The sequence below is a fragment of the Gimesia benthica genome (genome assembly GCF_009720525.1).
GTDB classification, from domain to species: Bacteria; Planctomycetota; Planctomycetia; order Planctomycetales; family Planctomycetaceae; genus Gimesia; species Gimesia benthica.
Genome location: NZ_CP043930.1, coordinates 6,149,686 through 6,172,757 on the forward strand (window position 1 = coordinate 6,149,686; position 23,072 = coordinate 6,172,757).

General features: G+C 55.5%; 18 protein-coding genes. 10 read left to right on the forward strand and 8 right to left on the reverse strand.

Features of this window, described 5'->3' with window-relative positions; all coding sequences use genetic code 11:
* Positions 1-192: 192 nt before the first annotated feature.
* The 10 genes from F1728_RS23925 (at position 193) to F1728_RS23970 (ending at position 8,786) form a co-directional block, all read left to right on the forward strand.
* Entirely contained in the window at positions 193-609 is a 417-nt protein-coding gene (locus tag F1728_RS23925) for a hypothetical protein (protein ID WP_155366175.1), read from the forward strand.
* A gap of 176 nt (positions 610-785) precedes the next feature.
* Positions 786-1,532, forward strand: a complete 747-nt coding sequence (locus tag F1728_RS23930; protein ID WP_155366176.1) for a dioxygenase family protein — start codon at positions 786-788, stop codon at positions 1,530-1,532.
* 133 nt (positions 1,533-1,665) lie between these two features.
* Positions 1,666-2,133 carry a DinB family protein gene (locus tag F1728_RS23935; RefSeq protein ID WP_155366177.1) on the forward strand — a complete coding sequence of 156 codons (468 nt, stop codon included), beginning with the start codon at positions 1,666-1,668 and terminating at the stop codon, positions 2,131-2,133.
* Positions 2,134-2,233: 100 nt separating this feature from the next.
* Entirely contained in the window at positions 2,234-2,443 is a 210-nt protein-coding gene (locus F1728_RS23940; RefSeq protein ID WP_228030324.1) for a hypothetical protein, read from the forward strand.
* 113 nt (positions 2,444-2,556) lie between these two features.
* Positions 2,557-3,435: an SDR family NAD(P)-dependent oxidoreductase gene (locus F1728_RS23945; protein WP_155366178.1), complete on the forward strand. Its 879-nt coding sequence runs from the start codon at positions 2,557-2,559 to the stop codon at positions 3,433-3,435.
* A gap of 324 nt (positions 3,436-3,759) precedes the next feature.
* The gene (locus tag F1728_RS23950) at positions 3,760-4,470 is read left to right on the forward strand and encodes a GntR family transcriptional regulator (RefSeq protein WP_155366179.1); all 711 of its coding nucleotides are present in this window, start codon (positions 3,760-3,762) and stop codon (positions 4,468-4,470) included.
* A 118-nt stretch (positions 4,471-4,588) separates the two neighbouring features.
* Positions 4,589-4,771, forward strand: a complete 183-nt coding sequence (locus F1728_RS23955) for a hypothetical protein (protein WP_155366180.1) — start codon at positions 4,589-4,591, stop codon at positions 4,769-4,771.
* A gap of 90 nt (positions 4,772-4,861) precedes the next feature.
* Positions 4,862-6,511 (forward strand): DUF1587 domain-containing protein, encoded by a 1,650-nt coding sequence (locus F1728_RS23960; RefSeq protein WP_155366181.1) that lies wholly within the window; start codon positions 4,862-4,864, stop codon positions 6,509-6,511.
* Positions 6,400-7,476, forward strand: coding sequence for a DUF1588 domain-containing protein (locus tag F1728_RS23965; RefSeq protein ID WP_155366182.1), 1,077 nt, complete (start codon positions 6,400-6,402; stop codon positions 7,474-7,476). The genes F1728_RS23960 and F1728_RS23965 overlap by 112 nt, the downstream gene beginning before the upstream one ends.
* On the forward strand, positions 7,473-8,786 hold the full coding sequence (locus tag F1728_RS23970; protein ID WP_155366183.1) for a DUF1552 domain-containing protein: 1,314 nt from the start codon (positions 7,473-7,475) through the stop codon (positions 8,784-8,786). The genes F1728_RS23965 and F1728_RS23970 overlap by 4 nt, the downstream gene beginning before the upstream one ends.
* A 27-nt stretch (positions 8,787-8,813) precedes the next feature.
* Here F1728_RS23970 and F1728_RS23975 read toward each other — a convergent pair whose 3' ends face one another.
* From F1728_RS23975 to F1728_RS24010, 8 genes are all read right to left on the reverse strand, one after another.
* Positions 8,814-9,713 (reverse strand): transglutaminase family protein, encoded by a 900-nt coding sequence (locus F1728_RS23975; protein WP_155366184.1) that lies wholly within the window; start codon positions 9,711-9,713, stop codon positions 8,814-8,816.
* Positions 9,710-12,247 carry a circularly permuted type 2 ATP-grasp protein gene (locus F1728_RS23980; RefSeq protein ID WP_194242492.1) on the reverse strand — a complete coding sequence of 846 codons (2,538 nt, stop codon included), beginning with the start codon at positions 12,245-12,247 and terminating at the stop codon, positions 9,710-9,712. Before F1728_RS23980 ends, F1728_RS23975 begins: the two co-directional genes overlap by 4 nt.
* Before the next feature lie 132 nt (positions 12,248-12,379).
* Positions 12,380-15,757, reverse strand: coding sequence for a transglutaminase family protein (locus F1728_RS23985; RefSeq protein WP_155366186.1), 3,378 nt, complete (start codon positions 15,755-15,757; stop codon positions 12,380-12,382).
* A 56-nt stretch (positions 15,758-15,813) separates the two neighbouring features.
* Entirely contained in the window at positions 15,814-16,803 is a 990-nt protein-coding gene (locus F1728_RS23990; protein ID WP_155366187.1) for an alpha-E domain-containing protein, read from the reverse strand.
* Entirely contained in the window at positions 16,803-18,287 is a 1,485-nt protein-coding gene (locus F1728_RS23995; protein ID WP_155366188.1) for a circularly permuted type 2 ATP-grasp protein, read from the reverse strand. The genes F1728_RS23990 and F1728_RS23995 overlap by 1 nt, the downstream gene beginning before the upstream one ends.
* A gap of 386 nt (positions 18,288-18,673) precedes the next feature.
* Positions 18,674-19,123, reverse strand: coding sequence for a hypothetical protein (locus F1728_RS24000; protein WP_155366189.1), 450 nt, complete (start codon positions 19,121-19,123; stop codon positions 18,674-18,676).
* A gap of 93 nt (positions 19,124-19,216) precedes the next feature.
* Entirely contained in the window at positions 19,217-20,218 is a 1,002-nt protein-coding gene (locus F1728_RS24005) for a DUF1559 domain-containing protein (RefSeq protein ID WP_145188685.1), read from the reverse strand.
* 378 nt (positions 20,219-20,596) lie between these two features.
* Complete coding sequence (locus F1728_RS24010) at positions 20,597-23,071, reverse strand: Lon protease family protein (protein WP_155366190.1); 2,475 nt, start codon at positions 23,069-23,071, stop codon at positions 20,597-20,599.
* Between the last annotated feature and the right edge of the window lies 1 nt (position 23,072).

Here is a 23,072-nt window from a genome sequence, read left to right on the forward strand (position 1 = left end):
ACAACTCGGGCAGCGACTGACTGAGATTAATAAAAAAATGGAAATGATGCACAAAAACGTGCAACTCACGGGATCTGAATATTGTCTTACAGGAGTGAGTTACTGAGAACAGCAGTTTCGTAATACGGGTAATCCATTTGAACTTTCACTTCAATCAACTTTCGCGGGCACCGAAAGTGGGGAATGGCTTTAATGAAAGATATGCTCACCACCACTTCATCGTTGATCGTAATTCTGTTCTGCCTGTCTGTCCTTTTTCTAAGCGAAGACCCACCCGACGCCGCGCCGGGTGTCGTTGAACTTCCCACTCGGCATAACGCTCTCAATGCTGAGACAAAGCATCCCCTGGCGAAAACGACGTTCTTCCATCGCGTACAGTCCGTGCGGTTTAAGAAAGGGGTGCTCAACTTTGTGACTGTCGGTGAAGAGGGGCTGGAGGATCACTTTTTCCTGATCCGGGACAAGAACGTGATTCTCGTCAAAGCGGCCGGAGGAAACATGCCCCGCAATTCTCTCAAATTCGAAGACGACGGCCATAATACGCTGCTCGTGACCATTCCGAACACCTTTGACGTGGACCTCATGAAAGAACTGACTGCCCAGTTCTAACCGGCTGTTCCAGGGACACTTAAAGTCAGAAGAGATCAACCATAGCCGATGGATGATCTTTCCGTGAAATTGCCGGAAATTACTTTTTTTGACGAAACATTCGCCGAAAATACCCGTTAAATGTTAAAATAGTTGACAGATAAACTTTTTTAACTCTGAGAGACAGGGAGCAGGTAATGCAACGTCAATCGACAAGCGCTGGTCGGCGGGATTTTCTTAAGTGGTCTTCTTTCAGTCTGGCGGCATTTACCACCCCCGGGTTAATGGCAGAGGAACTGATCAGGACGCCTTCCATGACCGAAGGGCCGTTCTACCCGGATAAAATGCCCCTGGATACCGACAATGACCTGCTTGTGATTAACGATTCCATTACGCCTGCAGTCGGAGAGATCACGCACCTGACCGGTAAAGTTCTGGACAGCAAAGGGAATCCCCTGCGGAATGCCTTTGTCGAAATCTGGCAGGTGGACAATAAAGCCTCTTACATTCATACGCGTGGCGAAAATAAAGAGGGGCGTGACGGGAACTTTCAGGGTTATGGCCGCTTCCTGACCGATTCCCAGGGGAAGTATTATTTCCGCACGATCAAGCCGGTTCCCTATCGGGCGGGACGCGGATTCCGCACGCCGCACATTCACGTCGCCGTCAGTCAGAACGGACACCGGATTCTGACTACGCAGCTGCTGGTCAAAGGGCATGAGATGAACGCGGAAGATGGCGTCTACCGTCAGATCCGCGATCCTCGGCAGCGGGAAACGATTCTGGTCGATTTTAAACCGCTGCCCGATTCGAAGCTGGGAGAGCTGGCGGCGAACTTTGATATCATCCTGGGGAAAACCGCAGAAGAAAATCCGGATGGCACCATCAAGGGGGGCATCGGGAAATCCGAGTTCGGCAGCAGACAGCGTCCGCCCCGCAGGTAATGACGGGGAGTGAACCGGTTTCGTACTCCTGACCGCTGCGAGAGTTGATCAACGGGAATGAGATCCCCATAATCGACACCAGCAGTGATCAACCGATTTCACTCCCGTCACACATTCTGCAGGAGCGCCTCATATGGATATCAGACAGCGGATCGAAGACTACCTGGCCGGACCGGAACAACTACGACAGGCCATCCAGGGGATGACTGACGCTGAACTGGATGCTGCCCCAATTCCTGGAAAATGGTCGACGCGGCAGGTGGTGTGTCACATCGCGGACTTCGAACCCGTGTATGCAGATCGGATGAAGTGGGTGCTGGTAGAAGAGAATCCCCCGCTGCCGGGAGGCGATCCCGATCAGTTCGCTGAAAAACTGGCGTATGACCAGCGCGATCTGGAAGAGGAACTGCAGCTGATTTCCGCGGTACGCAATCACCTGGGGCGGATCCTGAAGACATTGGAACCGGCTCAGTTCGAACGCACAGGCATCCATACCCGTGATGGGGAATTGTCGCTGTGGACTCTGCTCGACCGGATCACGGGTCATATCCCGCACCATATCAAACTGATTCAGGAAAAGCGGGACGCGCTGGCCTCTTGAGCCCCGAGAGAAACACGCGTTTGATTCCGCATCGGATATGCTATCATAGAATCTAAATCAGGTTTCTCTGATGAACCGTGGTCCCGTACCAGGGAAGTAAATGATGACCAGTCTAGAACTTGAATCCAGTGTTGTTGAATGGGTGATTGAGCATCCCGAAGTGCAGGGGGTACTTGAATCTCTGGGGATCGATCAGTCCTGCCAGGGGAAATCACTGGATTATGTCTGCCGACAGATGGGGCTCGACCCTCATTTTGTGCTGAAACAGCTGCATGAAGTGATCGAAGCAGATTCCGGCGTGGATGAGTGACTGAATGATCACTGTCTGGGCCTGCGGAGACGTCTTTACCCATTTCGCCCGATCGCATAAACTCCCGCTTCTCGAAACAGGGAGGGTTTCGGTTCAACGAGGCGAATGGAGCGATGCAGAATTTAATTGGTAAAACAGCACTCATCACCGGTGCCGCTGCGGGGATTGGCAGAGAGATTGCATTGCAGCTGGCTGCGGAAGGTGTGGATCTGTTTCTGCTGGATGTCAATGAAAGTGGCCTGGCAGATACAGCGGAAACGGCATCTTTGCTGGGTGTGAAGGTCGCCAGCCGACGTTGTGATCTGACCGACTCACAACAGATTTCCGCCACGACGCAGGAAGTGCTGAGTACCTGGGGCGGCGTCGATATTCTGGTGAATAACGCGGGCGTTGCCTTTTACGGTCCGACACATACGATGACTGCCGAGCAGTGGGACTGGCTTCTGGGGATCAATCTGCTGGCACCAATCCAGATTACGCGGGAATTACTGCCCAGTCTGTTAAACCGCCCTGAAGCCCATATCGTCAACGTTTCCAGCATTTGCGGCCTGGTGCAAGGCAATCGTTTCAGTGCTTACCAGGTTAGTAAATATGGCCTGCTGGGTTTCAGTGAGGCACTTCGTGCCGAGTACAGCCGGCAGGGACTGGGCGTCTCTGCTATCTGTCCCGGGCCGGTGACGACACGTTTGTTCGAGGTGGCTCCGTCAGGACGTGACGGCAAGCAAACCCCGATTCCTCCCCGCTGGATTTGTACGACCCCCGAAATGGTGGCGCAGAAAGCGGTCAAAGCCATCTACCGTGATCAGGGAATTTGCCTGGTGGGCTGGGTGGCCTATGTGCTTTATTATCTGAAGCGGATTGCGCCCTGGTCATTGGATCTTGCTTTTCGATTCGGCCGCCGTCGACGCATGAAGAAGAAGGCTCAGCAGCTGGCACTTCAGGCCGAACAACAGTTCGAAGGGTCTACAGAGTCCTCTTCGAAGGCTGCGTGACAGCCCGCAGTGTGAATCGTCGGTCTTTTCTGTTCAAAGCAGCTGGCTGCAGCTCTGCCTCGTACCGGCTGTGTTCATTCTAAACGGGGTAAGACGATTTCACTCGCTTCTGGAAATCGTCTGAAGGTACTTTCCTGTCTACACTTCCGGTAATTCCGTTCTCGGTTGCCCGCTGATTTTCTAATTTATGATTGACAGTCCTAAAGTTAATATTATATATAATGCATAATGCATTATGCGTAGAAATGAACAGGCTACGCACGTTTCGGGAGGGGGTACGGAAATACCGAACCCATCTACACGAGGAAAAACAGGCAACACCAGATGAGCACATCGATTCCTGAAGCAACCCGGCTCCTGCCCGTCAGCACTTTACGACTGGATATTTTCAGTCAGATACTGCTCTCGATTTTTACTGGCGAATACCCTTCGGGAACGCGACTCAAAGTGCAGCACCTGGCGCAGCGGTTTGGCGTCAGCAGCACGCCGGTTCGCGAAGCGATTGTTGAATTGAGCGGAATCGGAGTCGTCGAGATGATTCCCAATCGTGGGGCGGTTGTGACACCTCTGGGGATTTCTGAAATACGCGAGATGTACCATATCCGGCGGATTCTCGAAGTGGAATCTGCCCGCTGTGCCTGTGAGTGCGCTGACCTGGAGGAAATTCGACAGCTGCTGGAGGAAACCCGGGCATTACAACAGGGGCCTCGGGGAGCGGACTGGAGTCTCCTCTGTTCGGACAATGACCAGCGCACCCATACCGCGATCGTTAAGGCATCCGGAATCAGGCGATTGAAGACCGAACTGCAGCGATACGATCGACTGATGCATATGATTCGCGTGTTGCTCAAAGACTGGGAGCCTTACCTGGACCAGATTCTCACTGAGCATCTGCAGGTTCTGGAAGCGATCCTGCAACGAGATAAAGATGCTGCCGGGGCGGCGATGGAGCGCCATTTGAAAGGCACGTGTGAGCGGGCCGTCGAAGGCATTTTTGTGCGACGGATTCCGGAAACCGAAACCAGGCAGAATTGAAAGCAGAAGCACACACTGAATCCAGATCAGATTCGATTTGTCATCTCATATATCAGCCGCCCGGAGGAAAATTGAACAGGGAGAGTATCTCGTCAACGTTCCGATTGGGAATAAGCGGGTGGAAATTCATGCCTCCCGCTGGACAGGGAAGCCGTATGAGAAGTACGGTATAAAAGAGACCGAACAATACCTGCCTGCGATTTATAACGAGCAGAGTCAGTTAACTGCAGATATTAAAGCCGATCAGAGTCTGCAACTGGACTTTGATTTAAAGTCCGATTCTCAACCGTCCGGGGAGTGATTTGTGTCCGTATTTCATCCGTATCCTGAATCCCGGGTTCTGCCTGACCGCTCTCCGGATCACTGCCATTGCGCTGCAGGAACACGGTCTATGATTGATGTTTCTTCTTTGTTCGCGCGGTTACTCATGTGGGCCGTCCTGATTTTATCAGCGTGGTGTGATGCTCAGGCTGCTGAAGCGACTCCGGCTGGTATTGGACAAAATGAGCGTGCACTGTTGAAGTCAACCTGTGTGGACTGTCATTCGGGAGAATCGGCAGAGGCGAAGCTGGATCTGCAGCAGATCTCGTTCGACCTGAAAGACAAAACGGCTCGCCACCGCTGGGTTCAGATCTATGATCGGATCGCGGCGGGGGAAATGCCCCCTGATCCGGCAGACCTGTCCGCGGAGAATCGGCAGGCGTTACTTGAGTCGTTGTCGACTGCGCTGCTGCAGGTTGATCAGGCGGAAGTCAGCAACCACGGACGGGGGCCTCTGCGGCGGCTGACGCGTCAGGAATATGAACAGAACCTGCTTGATCTGCTCCGGTTACCCGAACTGGATATCCGCGACATGCTGCCCGCCGACCGGGAACGGCTGCATTGCAACAAGGTGGCTGAAGTGCTGGACATGTCCCGGATTCAGTTGGAAGCCTATCTCGATGCCGCCGATGCTGCATTGCGGCAGGCGGTCGCTTCTGGAGTCAAACCCCGGCCCCGAAAACAGGAACGATTGCCGGCCACGCGGATGTTTTTAACCGCGCAAACCTTTGGCGAGCGGGAGGCGATGTTCTATGCGAAGGATTCGAAACTGGTGCCACTCTCGATGGCAGACCTGAACCGGATCCGCAAGGAGAACAGCCATGATCCGGACATGGAACTTGCCATCTTTCGTTCTGCCTCCTGGCCTTATTATGGATATCCAGATCAGTTCAAAGCAGTACAGCCCGGCACTTATCGACTGCGATTTTCAGCCCGTGCGGTGCGACAGTTACGAGATTTCAGTCTCAAGCCGGCTCAGTCTTCGATTCCCATGAACTTCCGCGCGCGGAAACGGTCGGGGGCGGATGTCTCCGGTGATGTGCGGGCCACAAAAGAGATTCTGGACATTCAACCGGAGCCCGCGATTTATGAAACGACGATACGGCTGAAACAGAACGAGACATTCGAGTATAGCCTTCTGGGACTTCCGGTTCCCCGGGCGATCAATCCGCCCAATGCGCCGCTCTACTATGACTTTCCCCCACGCCCGGAAGGCGGCCACCCGGGAGTTGCCTTTCAGTGGCTGGAGATTACCGGCCCTCTCGATTCTGAAGTCTGGCCGCCCGCTTGTCATCGGCGGCTGTTTGGAGATCTACCGATTCGTGCGACACAGGCAGGGCCTCTGCCTGTAGAACTGGTGACAGATCAACCTGAGCAGGAAGCACGCAGGCTGCTCAGACGATTTATTAAACAGGCCGAGCGGGAGCCCACTCCCGAAGAGGTGATCCTGATTTATGAACGACTGGTACTGGGAGAACTGAAGCGGGGGAACCGCTCGCAGAGGCACTGCTTTCTGCGTATAGTGCCTTTCTCTGTTCGGGACAGTACCTGTACCTGCCTGAGCCACAGCAGAATTCTGAGCAACTGCCTTACGCGGTGGCGTCCCGGTTGTCACACTTCCTGGGGAATACCTGTCCTGACGCCGAGCTTAAGTCACATGTGGCTGACGGTGATCTGCTGCAGCCGACGGTATTGCGCTCAGAAACAGAACGCCTGCTGAAGGCGGAATCATCCGAGGCGTTTGTGAACAACTTCACGGATTACTGGCTATCGCTGAAAGACATTCGGCGGGACGAACCCGATGCGCGGCTCTATCCCGAATATCGTTTCGACGATTACCTGATCGATTCCCTGGCGATGGAGACACGTACTTTCTTCCGCTATCTGCTTGAACAGAACCTGCCGATCACTGCCCTGGTGCAGACCGACTTTATTTTTGCGAACGACCGACTGGCCCGGCATTACGATCTGCCGCCGCTGGAAGGATCAAAGCTCCGTCGCGTTGCGTTGCCTGCAAACAGTCCGTACGGGGGATTGATCACACAGGGAGCGATTCTGAAAGTGACAGCGAACGGGACGACGACCTCACCTGTGATTCGGGGCGCCTGGATCATGGAGCGGATTATGGGCGAACCCCCGCCTCCGCCACCGCCGTCGGTGCCTGCGGTCGAACCCGACATTCGGGGGGCGAAGACCATCCGCGACCAACTGGCGCAACACACGCGCGATCCGGTCTGTGCGAACTGCCATGCCCGCTTTGATCCGGTCGGCTTTGCGCTGGAAAATTATGATATCATGGGTGCCTGGCGGAACCGTTATCGCAGCCTCGGGCAGGGAGAAAAAGTGACAGGCATCGATCGAGCCGGTCACGATTATGCTTATTTCATAGCTGGTCCTGTGGACGCCGGTGGTCAGCTCCGCGATGGTCGTGCATTCCAGAACATCCGGGAATTAAAACAGCTGCTGGTGCAGAACCCGCGGCAGATGGCCCGGAATTTTCTGCAGCAGTTGACCGTGTATGCCACAGGCACCCCGGTTCGATTTTCAGATCGACCCGTGATTGAATCCATTCTCGATCAATGCGAGGCCGAACGATATCGGGTTCGCGATTTACTGCTGGCGCTGGTTCAGAGCCGCATTTTCCTGGGGACCGAACCTGTTGCAGCAAAGGGAAGCGAATCATGAGGAATCACTCAGCCAGAAGACGGACAGTGGATTATGCCCGCAGGCGTTTTTTACGCGGTGCCGGTGTGGCTCTCGCATTACCTCTGCTGGAGAGTCTGCAGCGTTCTGCGCTGGGGAAGGGGTCTTCCGCTGCGACGCCTGGTCGCATGCTGTTGATTTCGAATAACCTGGGAGTCTTGCCACAACACTTTTTTCCGAAAGAGAGTGGCTCCAGGTACCAGCTTTCGCCTTATCTGAGTGAGCTCAAGGAGTTGACTTCTGATTTTACCGTCTTCAGTGGTTTATCGCATCCGGCCTGCGAAGGCGGGCATTCTACTGAGAACTGTTTCCTGACCGGTGCCAAACATCCGACGAGCAGCGGTTTTCGCAATACGGTCTCTCTCGATCAATATGCGGCCGAGCATCTGGGACGCAAGACCCGCTTCGCCACCTTGAACCTGGGAGTGAACATCGACAAGGCGAATCGTAGTTTATCGTGGACGCGTGACGGCGTTCTGTTACCTGCGGAAGACAGTCCCGGCCGGCTGTTTCAGAAGATGTTCATTCAGGGAGACTCGGCGCAGATCAAGCGGCGGCTGGAACATCTGAAACGGCGGGGCAGTATTCTGGATGCGGTTACCGAGTCGACACAGCGATTGAACCGTGAACTGGGTCCGGAAGACCGTTCGCGTCTGGATCAGTATTTTACATCGATCCGCGAACTGGAACAGCGACTGGTGACTGCAGGGGAATGGGAGCAGAGTCCCAAGCCGAAAACGGTCACGGAATTGCCGGAAGATATTCTGGATCGGGGGCTGCTGTTCGACAAGCTGGAGCAGATGCTGGCGATGGCGGTGCTGGCGCTGCAGTCCGACTCGACGCGGATCGTCACATTGATGGTGGATGCCTTCGCGACGCCCGTCTTTCAACTGTCGGAGCAGGAAAAGAGTCTGACCAGTTATCATCCATTGAGTCATCACGGGATGCGGTCTCATCACCTGGCGCAGCTGGAGAAAGCGGATCGCCGCCAGATGCAGTTGTTGAAGCAGGTACTTGAAAAACTGCAGACCGTGCAGGGCAATACGGGACGACTGCTGGACAGCACGATGGTGCTGTATGGCAGCAACATGGGGGACGCGAATACCCATGATAATACGAATCTCCCGATTCTCCTGGCAGGGGGCGGCTTTCAACATGGCCAGCATCTCGCGTTTAACCGGGAAGCGAACGCACCATTGTGTAATCTGTATCTGAGTATGCTGCAGCGGATGGGAGTGGAGACCGATCGCTTCGGTTCCAGCAGCAGCACGCTGACGGGCCTGAAAGGTTGAGACCAGCGTAACACTTACTCGTTATGATTACTTTGCGGCGGGAGTTACCGGTTCTTCCGGTGCGACGTCCACAGAGACGGTCATGCGATGTTCGCCGCCACCAACGATCGTGCCCTGGATGGGACAGACGTCGTAGTAATCGCGGCCCCAGGCGACTGTGATGTGATCGGTGGAAGCGGGTACGTTGTTCGTCGGGTCGACGTCGATCCAGCCTGCTTTTTCCCCGCAGTAAACCGAGAGCCAGGCGTGAGAGGCATCTGCTCCAACGAGGCGTGGCTTGCCCGGCGGGGGGATCGTGCGTAGATAACCGCTGACATAGCGGGCGGCCAGACCCAGGATGCGCAGGCAGCCGATCTGGAAATGGGCGAAATCCTGACAGACGCCGTGCTTTTGTGCGTAGACCTCATCGATCTGCGTGTTGACATTCGTGGCACGGGGATCGTAGCGGAATTCCTTGTGGATCCGCGTGGTCAAGTCGAGAACCGCCTCCAGGATCGGACGTCCCTTCGTAAATGAGACTTCTGCATAATCAATGAGTTTGGGAAACAGCTTCACTCCCGGCGACTGAAATACATACTGATACGCGTCGAGTAATGCGGGACTCTGATCACTTTTCAGTGCCAGGGAGATGGTTTCCCAGGCAGGCGTGCTGTCGGGAGGGATGACTGGCGTTGCCATCACGGAGACTTGACTGGTGGCAGTTACGCTGAGTCCCGTATGAGGCTGGTCGATGGAGAAAAACGAGATATTGTTCCCGAAATAATCTTTGCGATGAGTGATGCTATAGGGATCGGGGTGAATCAGCAGCTGAAAATCATCGCACATCTGATGAGGTAATGCGCGTGGCGCCAGGTGGACCACGTTTTGACAGACCGGTACCGCCTCGGAGTACGCATATTTCGTGATGTGAGTGATTTTGTATTTCATTGCGGAATGATATCTGCCAGCTGGTGAGAGGGAACCGCGTGAACCAGATAACGATGTGAGATCGCTTCCGAGAGCTTGGGCAGCTGAGCGTCCCAGGATTCGGTCAATTGCTCCAAAGGGGCATAGTCACCCAGGCAGTGCGTGTCCGACACTTCCTGGATATCCAGCATACGTACCGAGTGCAGGAGGGTCATCGCCAGACGCTGCTCGGCTGAGTAACCGGGCAGTTCCCGGTTACGCGGCAGACGTTCCACCTGCTTGGAGAGCTGCATGAACTGGAAGACAAGCGACCGGGGATTACTTTCATCGGTCAACAGCAGATCCAGAACAGCCGCCAGTTGCAGGTTTGAGAGATATCGCGAGCGATACGTCATCAGGCTGTCGGCGACTTCGAGTACCGTTTCCAGAACCGGTGCCTGGATTTCAGGCATCGGGATAAAGCTGTTTTTGACGAGGCTGATAATCTGCAGCGAACGTTCGAGCCGGCGTCCCAGTTCGAGGAAGCGGAAGGCCTGGGTTCGCGTCATGCTTTCCATGATGATCCCGCTGAATGCAGAGAGTTCTGTAATCAGGTCGTTCATCATCGTCAGTACGTCGGACAGGTTGGTGACGCCAAAGCGGGCCGGCTGGAAGCCTTTGTCGATGCGACGGATAATCCGCCAGGTGTCGAGCGAGACCCGGTCGCGGACAATCGAGCCCAGACGGAACAGTTCATTGATGATCGAGCGGAGCGAAGCCGACTGAGTTTCATCGAAGACCGCGGTAGGCAGAACATGTTCGATGGCAGGCAGCTGGTTCCGCATTTTGTCGATTGCGTAGCCGGGTTCAATCTGTCCCTGGTCGGCCAGGCAGCGGAGCAGGATGGGAACTTCCAGATCGCTGTTTGAACGTGTTTCACCGCCGAGTCGATTGACCAGGCTGCGCAACAGCCGGGCCAGCGATTCGGCCCGTTCCAGCTGTCGTCCCAGCCAGAAGAGGTTGTCTGCTGCGCGACTGGGTAATTCCGATCCGCTGCGGCGGAGGGAGATAGTGCGGCCCTGTTCTTTGAGGAGCGAAATGTGTTCGACGGGCTGGTCGGAGAGAATCCAGGTATCCTTGCTGCCTTCCCCTTTGCGAATGGAGACTTCCAGCGGATCGAGTGACTTTGCAGTCCGGGCCAGAGCCCCCTGCATTACGGTGTAAGAATCTCCGGCGGAGACCGCATAGGCTCTGAGCGAGAGATGGGCGGGCGTCGTTTCCCCTTTCCAGACCGGGACGCTGGAGCGGATGACTTTTTCCTGGGCGACAAACTGTTTGGGGTTGGCCTGAATCAGCTCGGCCCGTTTCTTGAGGGGGAGCTGATTCCAGCTTTCCATTGCGGGGTGATCCTGACCCCGAATGCGGAAGGCAGACTGGATGGTCAGCTTCTCCAGGTTCTTCAATACGTAATTCAGTCCCTGTGGGTCTCCACACCACCAGGTGGCGACGCCGGGCAGTTTGAGTTCCTCCCCGAGCAGCGCTTTACAGAGACGGGGCATGTAGGACATGAACGCCGCAGATTCGATCAGTCCGCTCCCCAGTGAATTGGCGATGCCAACCTGTCCGGAGCGGGCAGCCTGAGTCAGCCCCGAAATGCCGCGGCCGGACGTGGATCTCAGTTCCAGGGAATCACAGTCGCCGCTGTTTTGTCGCCGGAAGATGACGTCAACGGGAATCAGTCCTCCCAGTGTTTTGAGCATCACCTGATTACGGCGAATCGCGAGGTCACCGCCTTCGACCAGCGTGTAACCGAGGTAGCGTGCCAGGTAAGCGTCTTCAAAATAGTTCGGGCTCTGAGGACCATGACTGAGCAGAACCACGCGTGGGTTTTCCAAACCCTGGGGCGCCAGGCTGCGCAGGCGATCCTGAACGGCAATAAAGAAGGGGGCCAGTCGTTTGACATGGCACTGGCTGTACAGCTCCGGAAACATCCGCGAAGTCAGAATTCGATTTTCGAGGGCAAAGCCGATGCCTGACGCTGCTTCGGTGCGGTCGGCCAGCACCCACCATTTCCCGTTAGGCGAACGGGCCAGATCGGCTGCGTAAAAGTGCAGGAAGCAGTTATCGCGGGGGACCTGTCCATGGTAGGCCCGCAGGAAGCCCGGGTGAGAGAAGACGAGTTCGGCAGGCAGCATTCCCTGTGTGAGTAGAGTCTGTTGGCCATACAGGTCGCTCAATACCAGGTTCAGCAGGCGTGCCCGTTGTTTTAACGCAGTGGCGATGACATCCCATTCGGTAGACGAGATCAGAAAGGGGATCGCATCGAGCTCCCAGGGGCGGGGCTGATCGCCGGGAGTAATATGTCCACTGTAGGCGAAATCATTGGCCTGGACAGTGCGTTGTGCCTGTTCCCAGCGGTGATCGAATTCTTCGCGGCCGATACGGGAGAGCGCATCCAGAAAGAGTTTGGCTTGCGGGCGGGGCTGCCCACCATCCAGCAGGAACTCATCAAACACGCCGGGGGGCGGCGTGTATCCTTGAAACAGATGGTTCACAGAGAGTGGGGAGGTTGTCACGGTAGTCTTTATTCCTCAAGTTGAGATGTACCTCAAGTGTTCGGTTGAAGTATACCTCGTCGCTGATCGTGTTTCGGTATTTATAATTCGGGAGTGGTTTGCCCCCGGAGGCCCGGATGGGATCAGATTATTTTACACGATGCCCCGGTTTCGGCGAAGGTCAAGCGTGAAGGGAAACAGTGCGTTTTTTTCCTCTTCCGGAACGGATCGGAAACCGCCTGTATGTCCCATTTTGAAAAATCGGGTAGCCCGACGGCTCTCTGCTTCATAAGCGTTCACTGGAAAAGTGCCTGGATTCAGCCCGCCAGGGTGGCCCACGTGGTAGGTGCAGCCGCCGATGGAGCGTTGATTCCAGGTGTCGACCAGGTCGAAGACCAGCGGTTCATCGACGGGAATGGTCGGGTGGAGGCAGCTGGGAGGCTGCCAGGCACGATAGCGGACGCCGGCGATGGCCTCTCCTTCGGTTCCAGTCGGATGCAGCGGGATGCGGCGGCCATTACAGAGCAGGACGTGACGACCTGCGGCTAATCCCTGTACTTTCACCTGCAGACGTTCGACGGAGGAATCGACATAGCGGGCGGTTCCTCCCCCAGCCGCTTCTTCACCGAGGACGTACCAGGGTTCGATCGCAGTCCGTAATTCGATATGGACACTGCGATATTCAATTTCTCCGATATGGGGAAAACGGAATTCAAAGTGTGGACCGAACCAGCTGCTTTCCAGTGGATAGCCTGCCTGCTGCATTTCCGCGATGACATCTTCGAAGTCCTGCTGGATGAAATGCGGGAGCAGCCAGCGATCGTGAATCGAGGTGTTCCAGTCCATCAGCGGGATGTTATACGGGTTGTTCCAGAAACGGGCGACGAGTGCCCGGAGCAGCAACTGCTGTGTGAGACTCATCTGCCAGTGCGGAGGCATTTCGAAACCGCGGAACTCGACCAGCCCCAGTCGGCCGGTGGCACTGTCGGGAGAATAGAGTTTATCGATACAGAATTCGGCACGGTGGGTGTTACCGGTCAGGTCGACGAGCAGATGTCGAAAGACACGGTCGACGAGCCAGGGGGGAACGGGACCCGATTCGGGAATCTGTTCGAAGGCGATCTGCAGTTCGTAGATCGCATCGCGGCGGCCTTCATCGACACGGGGCGCCTGACTGGTCGGACCAATGAAGCGACCGGAGAAGTAATACGACAATGATGGATGATTGTGCCAGTAGGCAATCAGACTCCGCAACAGGTCGGGACGCCGCAGGAATGGACTGTCCTCGGGAGTATGAGAGCCCATGACGATATGGTTTCCGCCTCCGGTTCCGGTATGGGTTCCATCCAGGTCGAACTGTTCGGTTCCGAGTCGCGACATGCGGGCGTCTTCGTAGACGCCGGAAGTGATCTGCACCAGTTCCTCCCAGTTGCTGGCAGGATGCACGTTGACTTCAATCACGCCGGGATCCGGGGTGGCCTTGATGTACTTGATGCGGTAATCGGGGGGCGGCAGATATCCTTCGATGATGACGGGCATATCGAGTTCTTCCGCAGTCTGCTCGATAGCGGTCAATAATTCGAGGTAACCTTCGAGCCGATCGACTGGAGGCATGAAGATGTGCAGACACCCGTCGCGCGGTTCGAAGCACATCGCAGTGCGAATGATCTCAGAGAGTTCGTCTGTTTTATTTTCATCGGGAGAAGTACTTTCGTGGGGACTGCTCTCTCCCCCATCGCCTGTTCCGGATGAGCCGACGCGTTCCAGAATCTGATGCTGGACCAGGTTACTGGTTTGCCTGGTGGTACGGTGAGAGACGGCCTGCTGTTTGAGTCCTTCGTAGTCGGGCAGTGGTTCAGTTGCTTCGAACGGGACCACGGGTACGGACTGAAATTCGCCTTCCAGTGCGGGAGGCAGCGAATCCAGGGGGAGGCGGAGTCCCATGGGGGAGTCGCCGGGAATCAGGAACATGTGTTCGGAGCGAACGGGCCAGGTGCCGCTTTTCCAGCGGGGACGGGCGTTCCACCACTGATGCGTCAGGGGGAGCATGCAGCCGACCGGGTTGTTGAGTCCCCGTTCGAAGACGCGGGCCAGGCGGGCCCGTTCTTCTGCATCGTCGAGATCCGCATCAAGGACATCTACGTTGACGGCCAGGCGACGTTCTTTCCAGAGGTAGTACATCGCGTCTTCGTATGCCAGCGAAACGTGATCGGGATTGAGGTCGAGTCGTTCTGACAGCAGTCGCGAGAACTGCTCTGCCTGGTCGATGTCGTGTCCGTAATTCTTGCCTGGTTCGGCCAGGAGTTTTGTGTTTTTCCAGATGGGCTGTCCGTCGGTCCGCCAGAGGCAGGTGAGTGCCCAGCGGGGCAGTGATTCGCCGGGATACCATTTTCCCTGACCGTAGTGAATCAGGCCGTCGGGGGCGAAGCGTTCGCGGAGGCGTTCGATCAGCTCTCCTGCCAGAATGTGTTTTGTGGGGCCGACGGCAGCGGTTTTCCATTCGTCCGAATCCATGTCGTCGATGGAGACGAACGTCGGTTCGCCCCCCATCGTCAACCGGACATCATGTTTTTCCAGATCGACGTCAACCTGGTGTCCGAGTTGTTTGATCTGCTGCCATTCTTCTTCGGTGTAGGGTTTGGTGATGCGCGGATCTTCGTAGACCCGGGCGATCGACATTTCGTGGTGAAACTCAACTTCGCATTTTTCGACTGTTCCGCTGATCGGGGCCGCGTTGAGTGGTTCAGGCGTGCAGGCGAGGGGAATGTGGCCTTCGCCAGCGAGCAGTCCTGAGGTCGGGTCGAGACCAATCCAGCCGGCACCGGGGAGAAAGACTTCAGTCCAGGCATGCAGGTCGGTAAAGTCCACTTCTGTACCAGAGGGACCATCGAGAGATTCGACATCGGGTTTGAGCTGGATCAGGTAGCCCGATGCAAAGCGGGCCGCCATCCCCAGATGGCGGAGGATCGTCACCAGCAGCCAGGCACTGTCGCGGCAGGAACCGCGGCCCAGCTTCAGAGTTTCTTCCGGGGATTGTACGCCGGGTTCCATACGGATGACGTAACCGATCATTTCTTGCAGCCGCTGGTTGATCTGTACGAGAAAATCGATGGTTTTGCATTCGCTGCGATCGATGGATTCGAGCAGAGCCGTCAGTTCTGGGCCGGGTGTGATCGGATCGAGAAACGGTTGCAGATCCTTGGCGAGTCCCGGTTCGTAGGTGAAGGGGAATTGGGTTGCATCCGGTTCGAGGAAGAAGTCAAACGGATTGACGACCGTCATTTCGGCGACGAGATCAATCTCGACTTCGAGATTGCGAGTCTTCTCTGGAAAGACCAGTCGCGCCAGATGATTACTGTGCGGGTCCTGAAGCCAGTTAATGAAATGTTTTTCCGGTTCGACCCGCAGGGAATAGCTGCAGATGGGTGTGCGGCAGTGGGGGGCGGGACGGAGTCGTACGAGCTGGGGGGCCAGTTCGACGAGGCGGTCGTACTTATAAATTGATTTGTGGTTGAGAGCGACGCGGATCATGTTGGTTTATCATTCGGTGTTAACTGAAAACGGTGCTGCCAGACAGAGGGCAGAAATCAACTCGTTTGTGATTGCGTTTGCGTAGAGGATGTCTGTGACTGATATTGAGGCGTGAAGAATACATCCTGAATCGCTTCGCCTACCAGATTGAGCTGCTTTTGGAATCCGTCGATGTACTGGTGCAGTCCCTGATCGATGATGTCATCGATGCTGGTATAATCCATATTGGAGCATAAGAGCCCCATCCTTTGTTCGGCGAGGTTCTGGAAAGTGCCTGCGGTACTGCCGGTGATGTAGCGCAGTGACTGTTGAGCTTTCCGCAGGCAGAAGTGCATTGCCCGGGGGAACTGAGAATCCAGAATCAGAAAGTCCGCGACGCGCGAGGGGGTGATTTTGCCGTATTGTCTGCGATACATGGCCAGGGCACTGGCTGAGCGGAGCAGGGCCGACCAGCGGACCACATCGAGGGCACTTCCCACGTCCCGGGCATCGGGGAGCAGGATATAGTACTGCACATCGACAATGCGCGAGGTCTTGTCGGCCCGTTCAATCAGGCGACCTGTGCGGGAGAAATGCCAGGCTTCTCCATGCGACATGGTGGCATCCGTGGCACCAACCAGCATGTGGCTGGCGAGGCGGACACGTTCACAGAATTCCTGTGGCTGATCCATCAGTCCGGGCTGACTGGCTGCCGAGCGGACCATGAAGTAGAACTGATTCAACTGTTCCCAGACGACCGTGGGGATAATTTCACGAATGGTGCGGGCGTTTTCCCGCGCCAGTGAGACACAGGAGATGATCGAGTTCGGATTTTTCTTGTCAAACGAGAGAAACTTGAGGACGTTTTCCCGCGTGGGTTCGCCGTAGAGTTTTTCGTAGGGAGCCTGATCTCCGGTGGTATAGACGAGCGGCGCCCACTGATTGGCGAGGGTGTCCGTTTCTCCGAGGGTGAGGTTGTAGTTGACGTCTATAAATCGCGCGACGTTTTCTGCACGTTCCACATAGCGACTTAACCAGTAAACGGAACTAGCGACACGACTGAGCATCAAATCTTCTCCAGAGCTGCGGGTGAAAAATGCGGATCAGACAGCGTGTGTCCGTTTCGCAGAATCCACGTATCCTTGCTGCCTCCCCCCTGTGAAGAGTTAACGACCATTGATCCTTCTCGCAGCGCTACACGCGTCAAGCCTCCCGGCATTACGTAAATATCTTTTCCGCAGAGCACAAACGGTCGCAGGTCCACATGTCTGGGGCAAAGTTCATCGCCAATCAGGGTGGGGACGGTTGAGAGTTTTAACATGGGCTGGGCAATCCATTCGCGGGGATTGGCACGAATGGCGTCGGCACATTTATCACGTTCTGCCTGTGAGGACTGAGGCCCCATCAGGATGCCGTAGCCCCCTGATTCGTTGGTGGGTTTAACAACGAGCTGGTCCAGGTTCGCCAGTACGTGATCGCGCTGTTTCTGATCAGAACAGAGGTAAGTCGGCACATTCGGCAGAATGGCCTCTTCCCCCAGGTAGTATTTGATGATCTGCGGCACGTAGGCATAGACGGCTTTATCGTCAGCGACGCCTGTTCCCGGTGCATTCGCCAGGGTGACGCGACCGGCGCGACAGACTTCCATCAGGTTTTCGACGCCGAGGGCGGAATCGGAACGGAAAGATTTCGGGTCCAGGAAGTCATCGTCGATGCGGCGATAGATGACGTCGACGCGACGCGGTCCCTGTGTGGTCTTCATGAAGACATAGCCGTCTTCCACGAACAGGTCGGTACCCTGGACAAGTTCCACGCCCATCTGCTGAGCGAGGAAGGTGTGTTCAAAATAGGCCGAGTTATAGATGCCCGGTGTCAGTACGACCGCGGTGGGATCGCTGACGCCTTCGGGGGCACAGTCGAGCAGTGTTTTGAGCAGCTGTTCGTTGTAGTCTTCGATGGGGGCGACTGACATGCCCTGAAAGACGGGGGCGAAGGTCCGCTTCATCAGTTCGCGGTTTTCCAGCACGTAGGAGACGCCGGACGGACAGCGGAGGTTGTCTTCAAGAACGTAGATCTGTCCATCAGCATCGCGGATCAGATCGACGCCGGTGATGTGGCACCAGACTCCCTGAGGAGGCTGATAGCCCTGGCACTGCTGGCGGAGTGTTTTGGAGCTGCGGATCAGGTCTTCGGGGACGGCTTTATCTCTGAAGATCTTGCAGTCGTTGTAGACGTCGTCGATGAAGAGGTTCAGAGCGTGGATGCGCTGCTTGAGTCCGCTTTCTACGATCTCCCACTCATGGGCGTCGATAATGCGGGGGAGCAGATCGAAGGGCCAGACCTTTTCGGTGCCCGCTTCATGTCCGTAGACGTTGAAGGTGATACCCATGTTCTGCAGGGAGAGCTCGGCCGCTTTCTGGCGTTGCTGCAGACTGCCTTCAGTCAGGGTCTGCAGGCGTTCCACGAATTTTTTGCCACTGGGCCGGGGCTGGCCATCGGGCGCGAACATTTCATCAAAACAGTCTACTGACTGATAGGGAGCTAACCTCATCTTACGATTCCTCAACGAGCCTTCTAGTTGGAATTGCTTCGGGGTTTTCGGTCTGCTTTAAGATTTAAGCAGATTGCGTGCCGTACTCAGCAAGTAATCGTTGATTGCCTGAATCTATGATGAAATCACAGCTTTTGGTGTTTGCGTGTTCAAAATCACGCGCAGGAAGTCAGCAGGCAAAGAAAGCCATGCCTATTTATCGCGCAGCGTGATTTTCAACAGCAAAACGTCTTTTCGACTCCAAAACTGTGATTCACAGCGGGAGTTCTCCGAATTGACTGTTTCCATCTTACCAGAGAGAACTTCGATTCGGCTAGACCAGCTCCGTGATCTTAGCGAGAAGCAGACAATTATTTGTGCTGCTACAGAATCGGGTGCTGGTCTGCCTACTGGATCTCTTTGAGGTCGAAGGTGAATTCATTGGCCCCGGATTGCACATCGACGGTCAGTGGGCTGGTCTGAATCTTGCGAACCTTCGCAGGAATGTTCGGGTATTCTTTGGGTTGTGCCGCGGGTTGATCCATACCGGGAGCAATTGGTTCCTGCGGTGGAGGATTGATTGTAACTGTGTATTTACCGACGGCGACCATTTCGATCGTGGCAGTTCCCGATTCATCCAGCGGGCCTCCTCCGCCTTCTCCCGTCTCTTCATTGGCCAGGTCGACTTGTCCTTCGGGGACGGGGGTGCCGCCGTTGGTGATTGTGATTGAGATTTCACCGCGGGGCTTGTCTGCACCAGGGGTACGACTGCAGGCCGTATTCAGGGTGATCAGAAACAGACTGACCGCGATTAACGCGGTGAAACGGACACTATGTCGCAGGATGGACTTGTTCATCGTGATACCAGGGAGATTAAAAGGGAGGTCTCATGCGGGAAAGCCTCCCCCGGACCGGAGCCTCGGGGGAGGGGGTTTGGTCACAGGTGTGGATTAAAATTCTCCGATGACCTGTCCGTCGTCACGTACACACAGTTGACGGAGTGTGTTCATGTCGATGTTTTCAGACAGGAAGCGAACGGAGCCATCGGTCAGCACGGCGTGAATGCCACCCACGTGATGCGAGTTGAGTACCGTGTTAGCAGAATAGGCACTGTTGGCGTAAGTCGGTGCACCGGAAGTCCAGAAAGCATTGGGAGGATTCCGTACGGTCGTGGTTCCGGCTGCATACCAGTAGCCACCCGAACTGAGGGGCAGCGGCGTGCCTGCATTCCAGGTGGAGAGACTGGCGTTGGCCCAGCCGTGCCAGGCACCCAGTGCATTCGCACCCTTCTGAGCTCCATTCACCTGACCGGACTGTTCGGCGAGGATGATGGTATTCGATGTTCCGTCGGTACAGTCGCGGAAACGGACACTCTTGTAGGGGATCATCATCCCGGTGTTACAGTTGCTGGAACTGCTCGCCAGCACATCACCGGTACAGACACTGGTGCGGCCCACGGGATCGGGGGTGGCACCGGAGATGCCAACGTAGTCGATGATCATACTCTGCAGACTGGGATCTGAGTTACTGTCAGACAGAGTGTAGTCAGTTGTGTTGGTCATGCCGTAGGGATTGGACGGACATTTGTAAACGGGGATACGGACCGAATACAAAATGGTGTTTCCCGGAAAACCGGAGTGGGCCCAGTAACCATTGGGACGGGTCAGCTGCGAGTAGACATTGGCCTGATCGATGTAGGGCAGGATGGCAGCACGCCAGTTAGAGTAGGAACCGGTCTGTGTTCCGATGGGGAGCGCCAGAAAATTATCGTTGTAGTTGTGGAGTGCGAGTCCCAGCTGTTTCATATTGTTCTTACAGGTGGAACGGCGGGCTGCTTCGCGGGCCTGCTGGACAGCCGGCAGGAGCAGGGCGATCAGAATCGCGATGATGGCAATTACGACCAGCAGTTCAATGAGCGTAAAGCCACGTTTCGGGAGGGTACGTTTCAACATTGGTGGGTTCCTGGGAAAGAAAATGAGGCGGGAAAATTTCAGTTGTTGAAACATAAATGCAAAGCGGATGCCATATTTAACGATTATTAAAAAATAAAGTTAAATTGCACCTGATGTGATTCTGTCAGGACAGATTTTAATGATTATATGCAATGTGCTTGATGTGTTCTCGTGCTGTCATACATATGCTAAAACGCTTATTGAAAGGTGTTTAGGTGAGATCGGCGAATTCAGATTCTGTACAAAGGAGCAAAACGGAGTTTGATCGTCCATCATTGCAGAGGGGCGCGCAACTTGCCTGTTTTCTAATCAGAGCCTGCGCGGATTTTGGCATCAGGGTTCTGATCAATCGTTCTCTCTCTCTCTCAGAAATCCGGTTCAATTTCCCGGGAGAGGGGGACGGGGATCCGAGGGCATGTCGAGTGGCGTTCCGGGGATCCAGAGCAGCCGTCCGGTGTCGGTCATTTTCTGTTCGAGCAGGAGCTCTGCAATTTCTGAAAGCCGGTCCATGACTTTGCCGTGGAAAGTCTTGGGGTTGGAAACATCGCCGGCGGGTAGACCGGTGAAAAGTTCGATAGCCTGGTTCACATTCGAGATCGCATAGATGTGGAACTGTTTCATCCTGATGGCTTCGATGACATCGGAACGCAGGACGAGATTCTGCACATTGGAAACGGGGATACAGACTCCCTGAGTCCCTGTGAGCCCGTGGGCACGACAGACGTCGAAGAAACCTTCGACCTTTTCGTTGACGCCGCCGATCGCCTGGACTTCACCCCATTGGTTGACTGATCCGGTGACGGCCAGATCCTGGCGGAGGGGGACTTCTGAAATGGCGCTGAGCAGGCAGAGGAACTCGGCGACAGTGGCGCTGTCACCATCGATGCCGCCGTAACTCTGTTCCATGGCGATGCTGGCGGAGAGGGTCAACGGTTGTTCGCTGGCGTAGAGGTTCCGCAGGAGTCCTTCCAGGATCAGCATGCTTTTGTCGTAGGTATTCCCGCTCAAGCGGCTTTCCCGTTCGATGTTGATGATGCCCGCGGTTCCAACCCCCACACTGGCGGTGAGTCGAGACGGGCGGCCGAAAGCGTAATCTCCCAGATCGGCGACGGCGAGCCCGTTGATCTGGCTGGTTTCGGAGCCTTCCAGTTGAAACAGCAGAGTGCCATCAGAGATGAGTTCTCGTATCTTTTCGGCAACGAGGTCGGAGCGGTAGATGCTTTCCTGGACTGCCTGATGCACGTATTTCGCTTTGACGACTTTCTGTTTGTCTTGCTCTGCCCAGAAGCCGGCTTCGCGGGCGACGTCGGCGACGTGGCTGAAAATGGAAGTCACTTTTTTCTTGTCGTCAGCCAGACGCGAGCCGACACGGACCAGTTCAGCGACCGCACCCGCATCAAAGGGGATCAGCCCTTCTCTGTCACTCAACTGGCGAACGAGCATGCCGTAGATCTGCCCGGTTTCGCCGTTCCGGTCGATTTCGGTATCGAACTCGGCTTTGACGCGGAAGATCTCGCGGAAGTCTTCATCGTGCAGATAGAGCAGATGGTAGATCAGCGGCTCCCCCATTGCGACGAGTCGGATATTGAGGGGAATCGACTCAGGCTGCAGGGCAGAGGTGGAAAACATGGAAAACGGATCCTGGATCTGGATTTCCAGGGAACGGCTTTTGAGCGTGCGTTTGAGTTCTTTCCAGACGAATGGTTCGATTAGGGCATCCATGAGATTGATGACCAGGTAACCCCCGTTAGCTTTGTGCAGGCTGCCCGATTTGATACGGGTGAAATTGGTCATCATGCGGCCGGCACGGTCGACGATGCGTTCAATGGTTCCAAACAGGTTGCGGTAGTTGGGGGCATCCTCAACGATGATCGGCGGCTCTTTGAGCTGGCTGTTGTCGACGACCACATTGACGCGATATTCGAGGAAACGCTGCTGGGCATCCTGTCCTTCAACCGCCATCATCTGCGCCATCTGGGGAGGCATGTCTGAGATATCGCGAAACAGGTTGAGATGTTCGATGACATGCTGCTTGAAACGGGGAAACCAGTCTTTGAGTCGCGGGGATTCGAATTTCTGCTGCAGTTCATTGATCATGGGTTCGATGATCTGCGTGGCAAACTTACGGGCGACTTCGCGGACGTCTGTCGACAATTGGCGCTGGATCTCCCGCTGTTCCTGCAGGACCCGCCCGGCCATCTCGACGAGTTCATCCTGGTGGCTTTCAATTTCCTGCATTTGCTCCGGCGTGAGCTTTTCAATTTCTTCCTGGGTCATGGGACGACCCTCGGTGAGCGGGATGAACAGCATCTGACCGTCGGGTAGCTGTTGCACGGTCATGTTGTGTTCGCCCGCCAGCTTCTGCAGTTTGTCGAAGACTTCGTCGCCCCGTTTGCGGTAGACCTGGCGGAGTCGCTCTTTTTCCTTGCCGAAATCTTCCTCTTTAAATGCCTTGGGAAGCAGTTCCTGCAGCTGCTCGATCAGGTTTTCCATCTCCTGTCGCAGCTGGATCCCCTGGCCGGCGGGAAGGTTAATGGCGTGCGGACAATCGGGCTCATCGAAATTATTCAGATAGACCCAGTCGTCGGGAATCGAATCGTCGAGTACGCGCTGTCGGACGGCATGGGTGATGAGTTCAGTCCGACCGGTCCCGACCAGTCCTGAAATATAGATATGGTAATTGGGATGTTTGATTCCCGTCCCCAGGTCGAGGGCCCGCAAGGCGCGGGGCTGGCCGATGATATCGGTCAGCGGCTCGAGTTCTTTCGTGGTTTTGAATCCGAAGGATTTGGGATCAATATCGAGAGTGACTTCGTCAGCGCTGAGCGCGCGATACTGCGGAGTGTCCGTCATG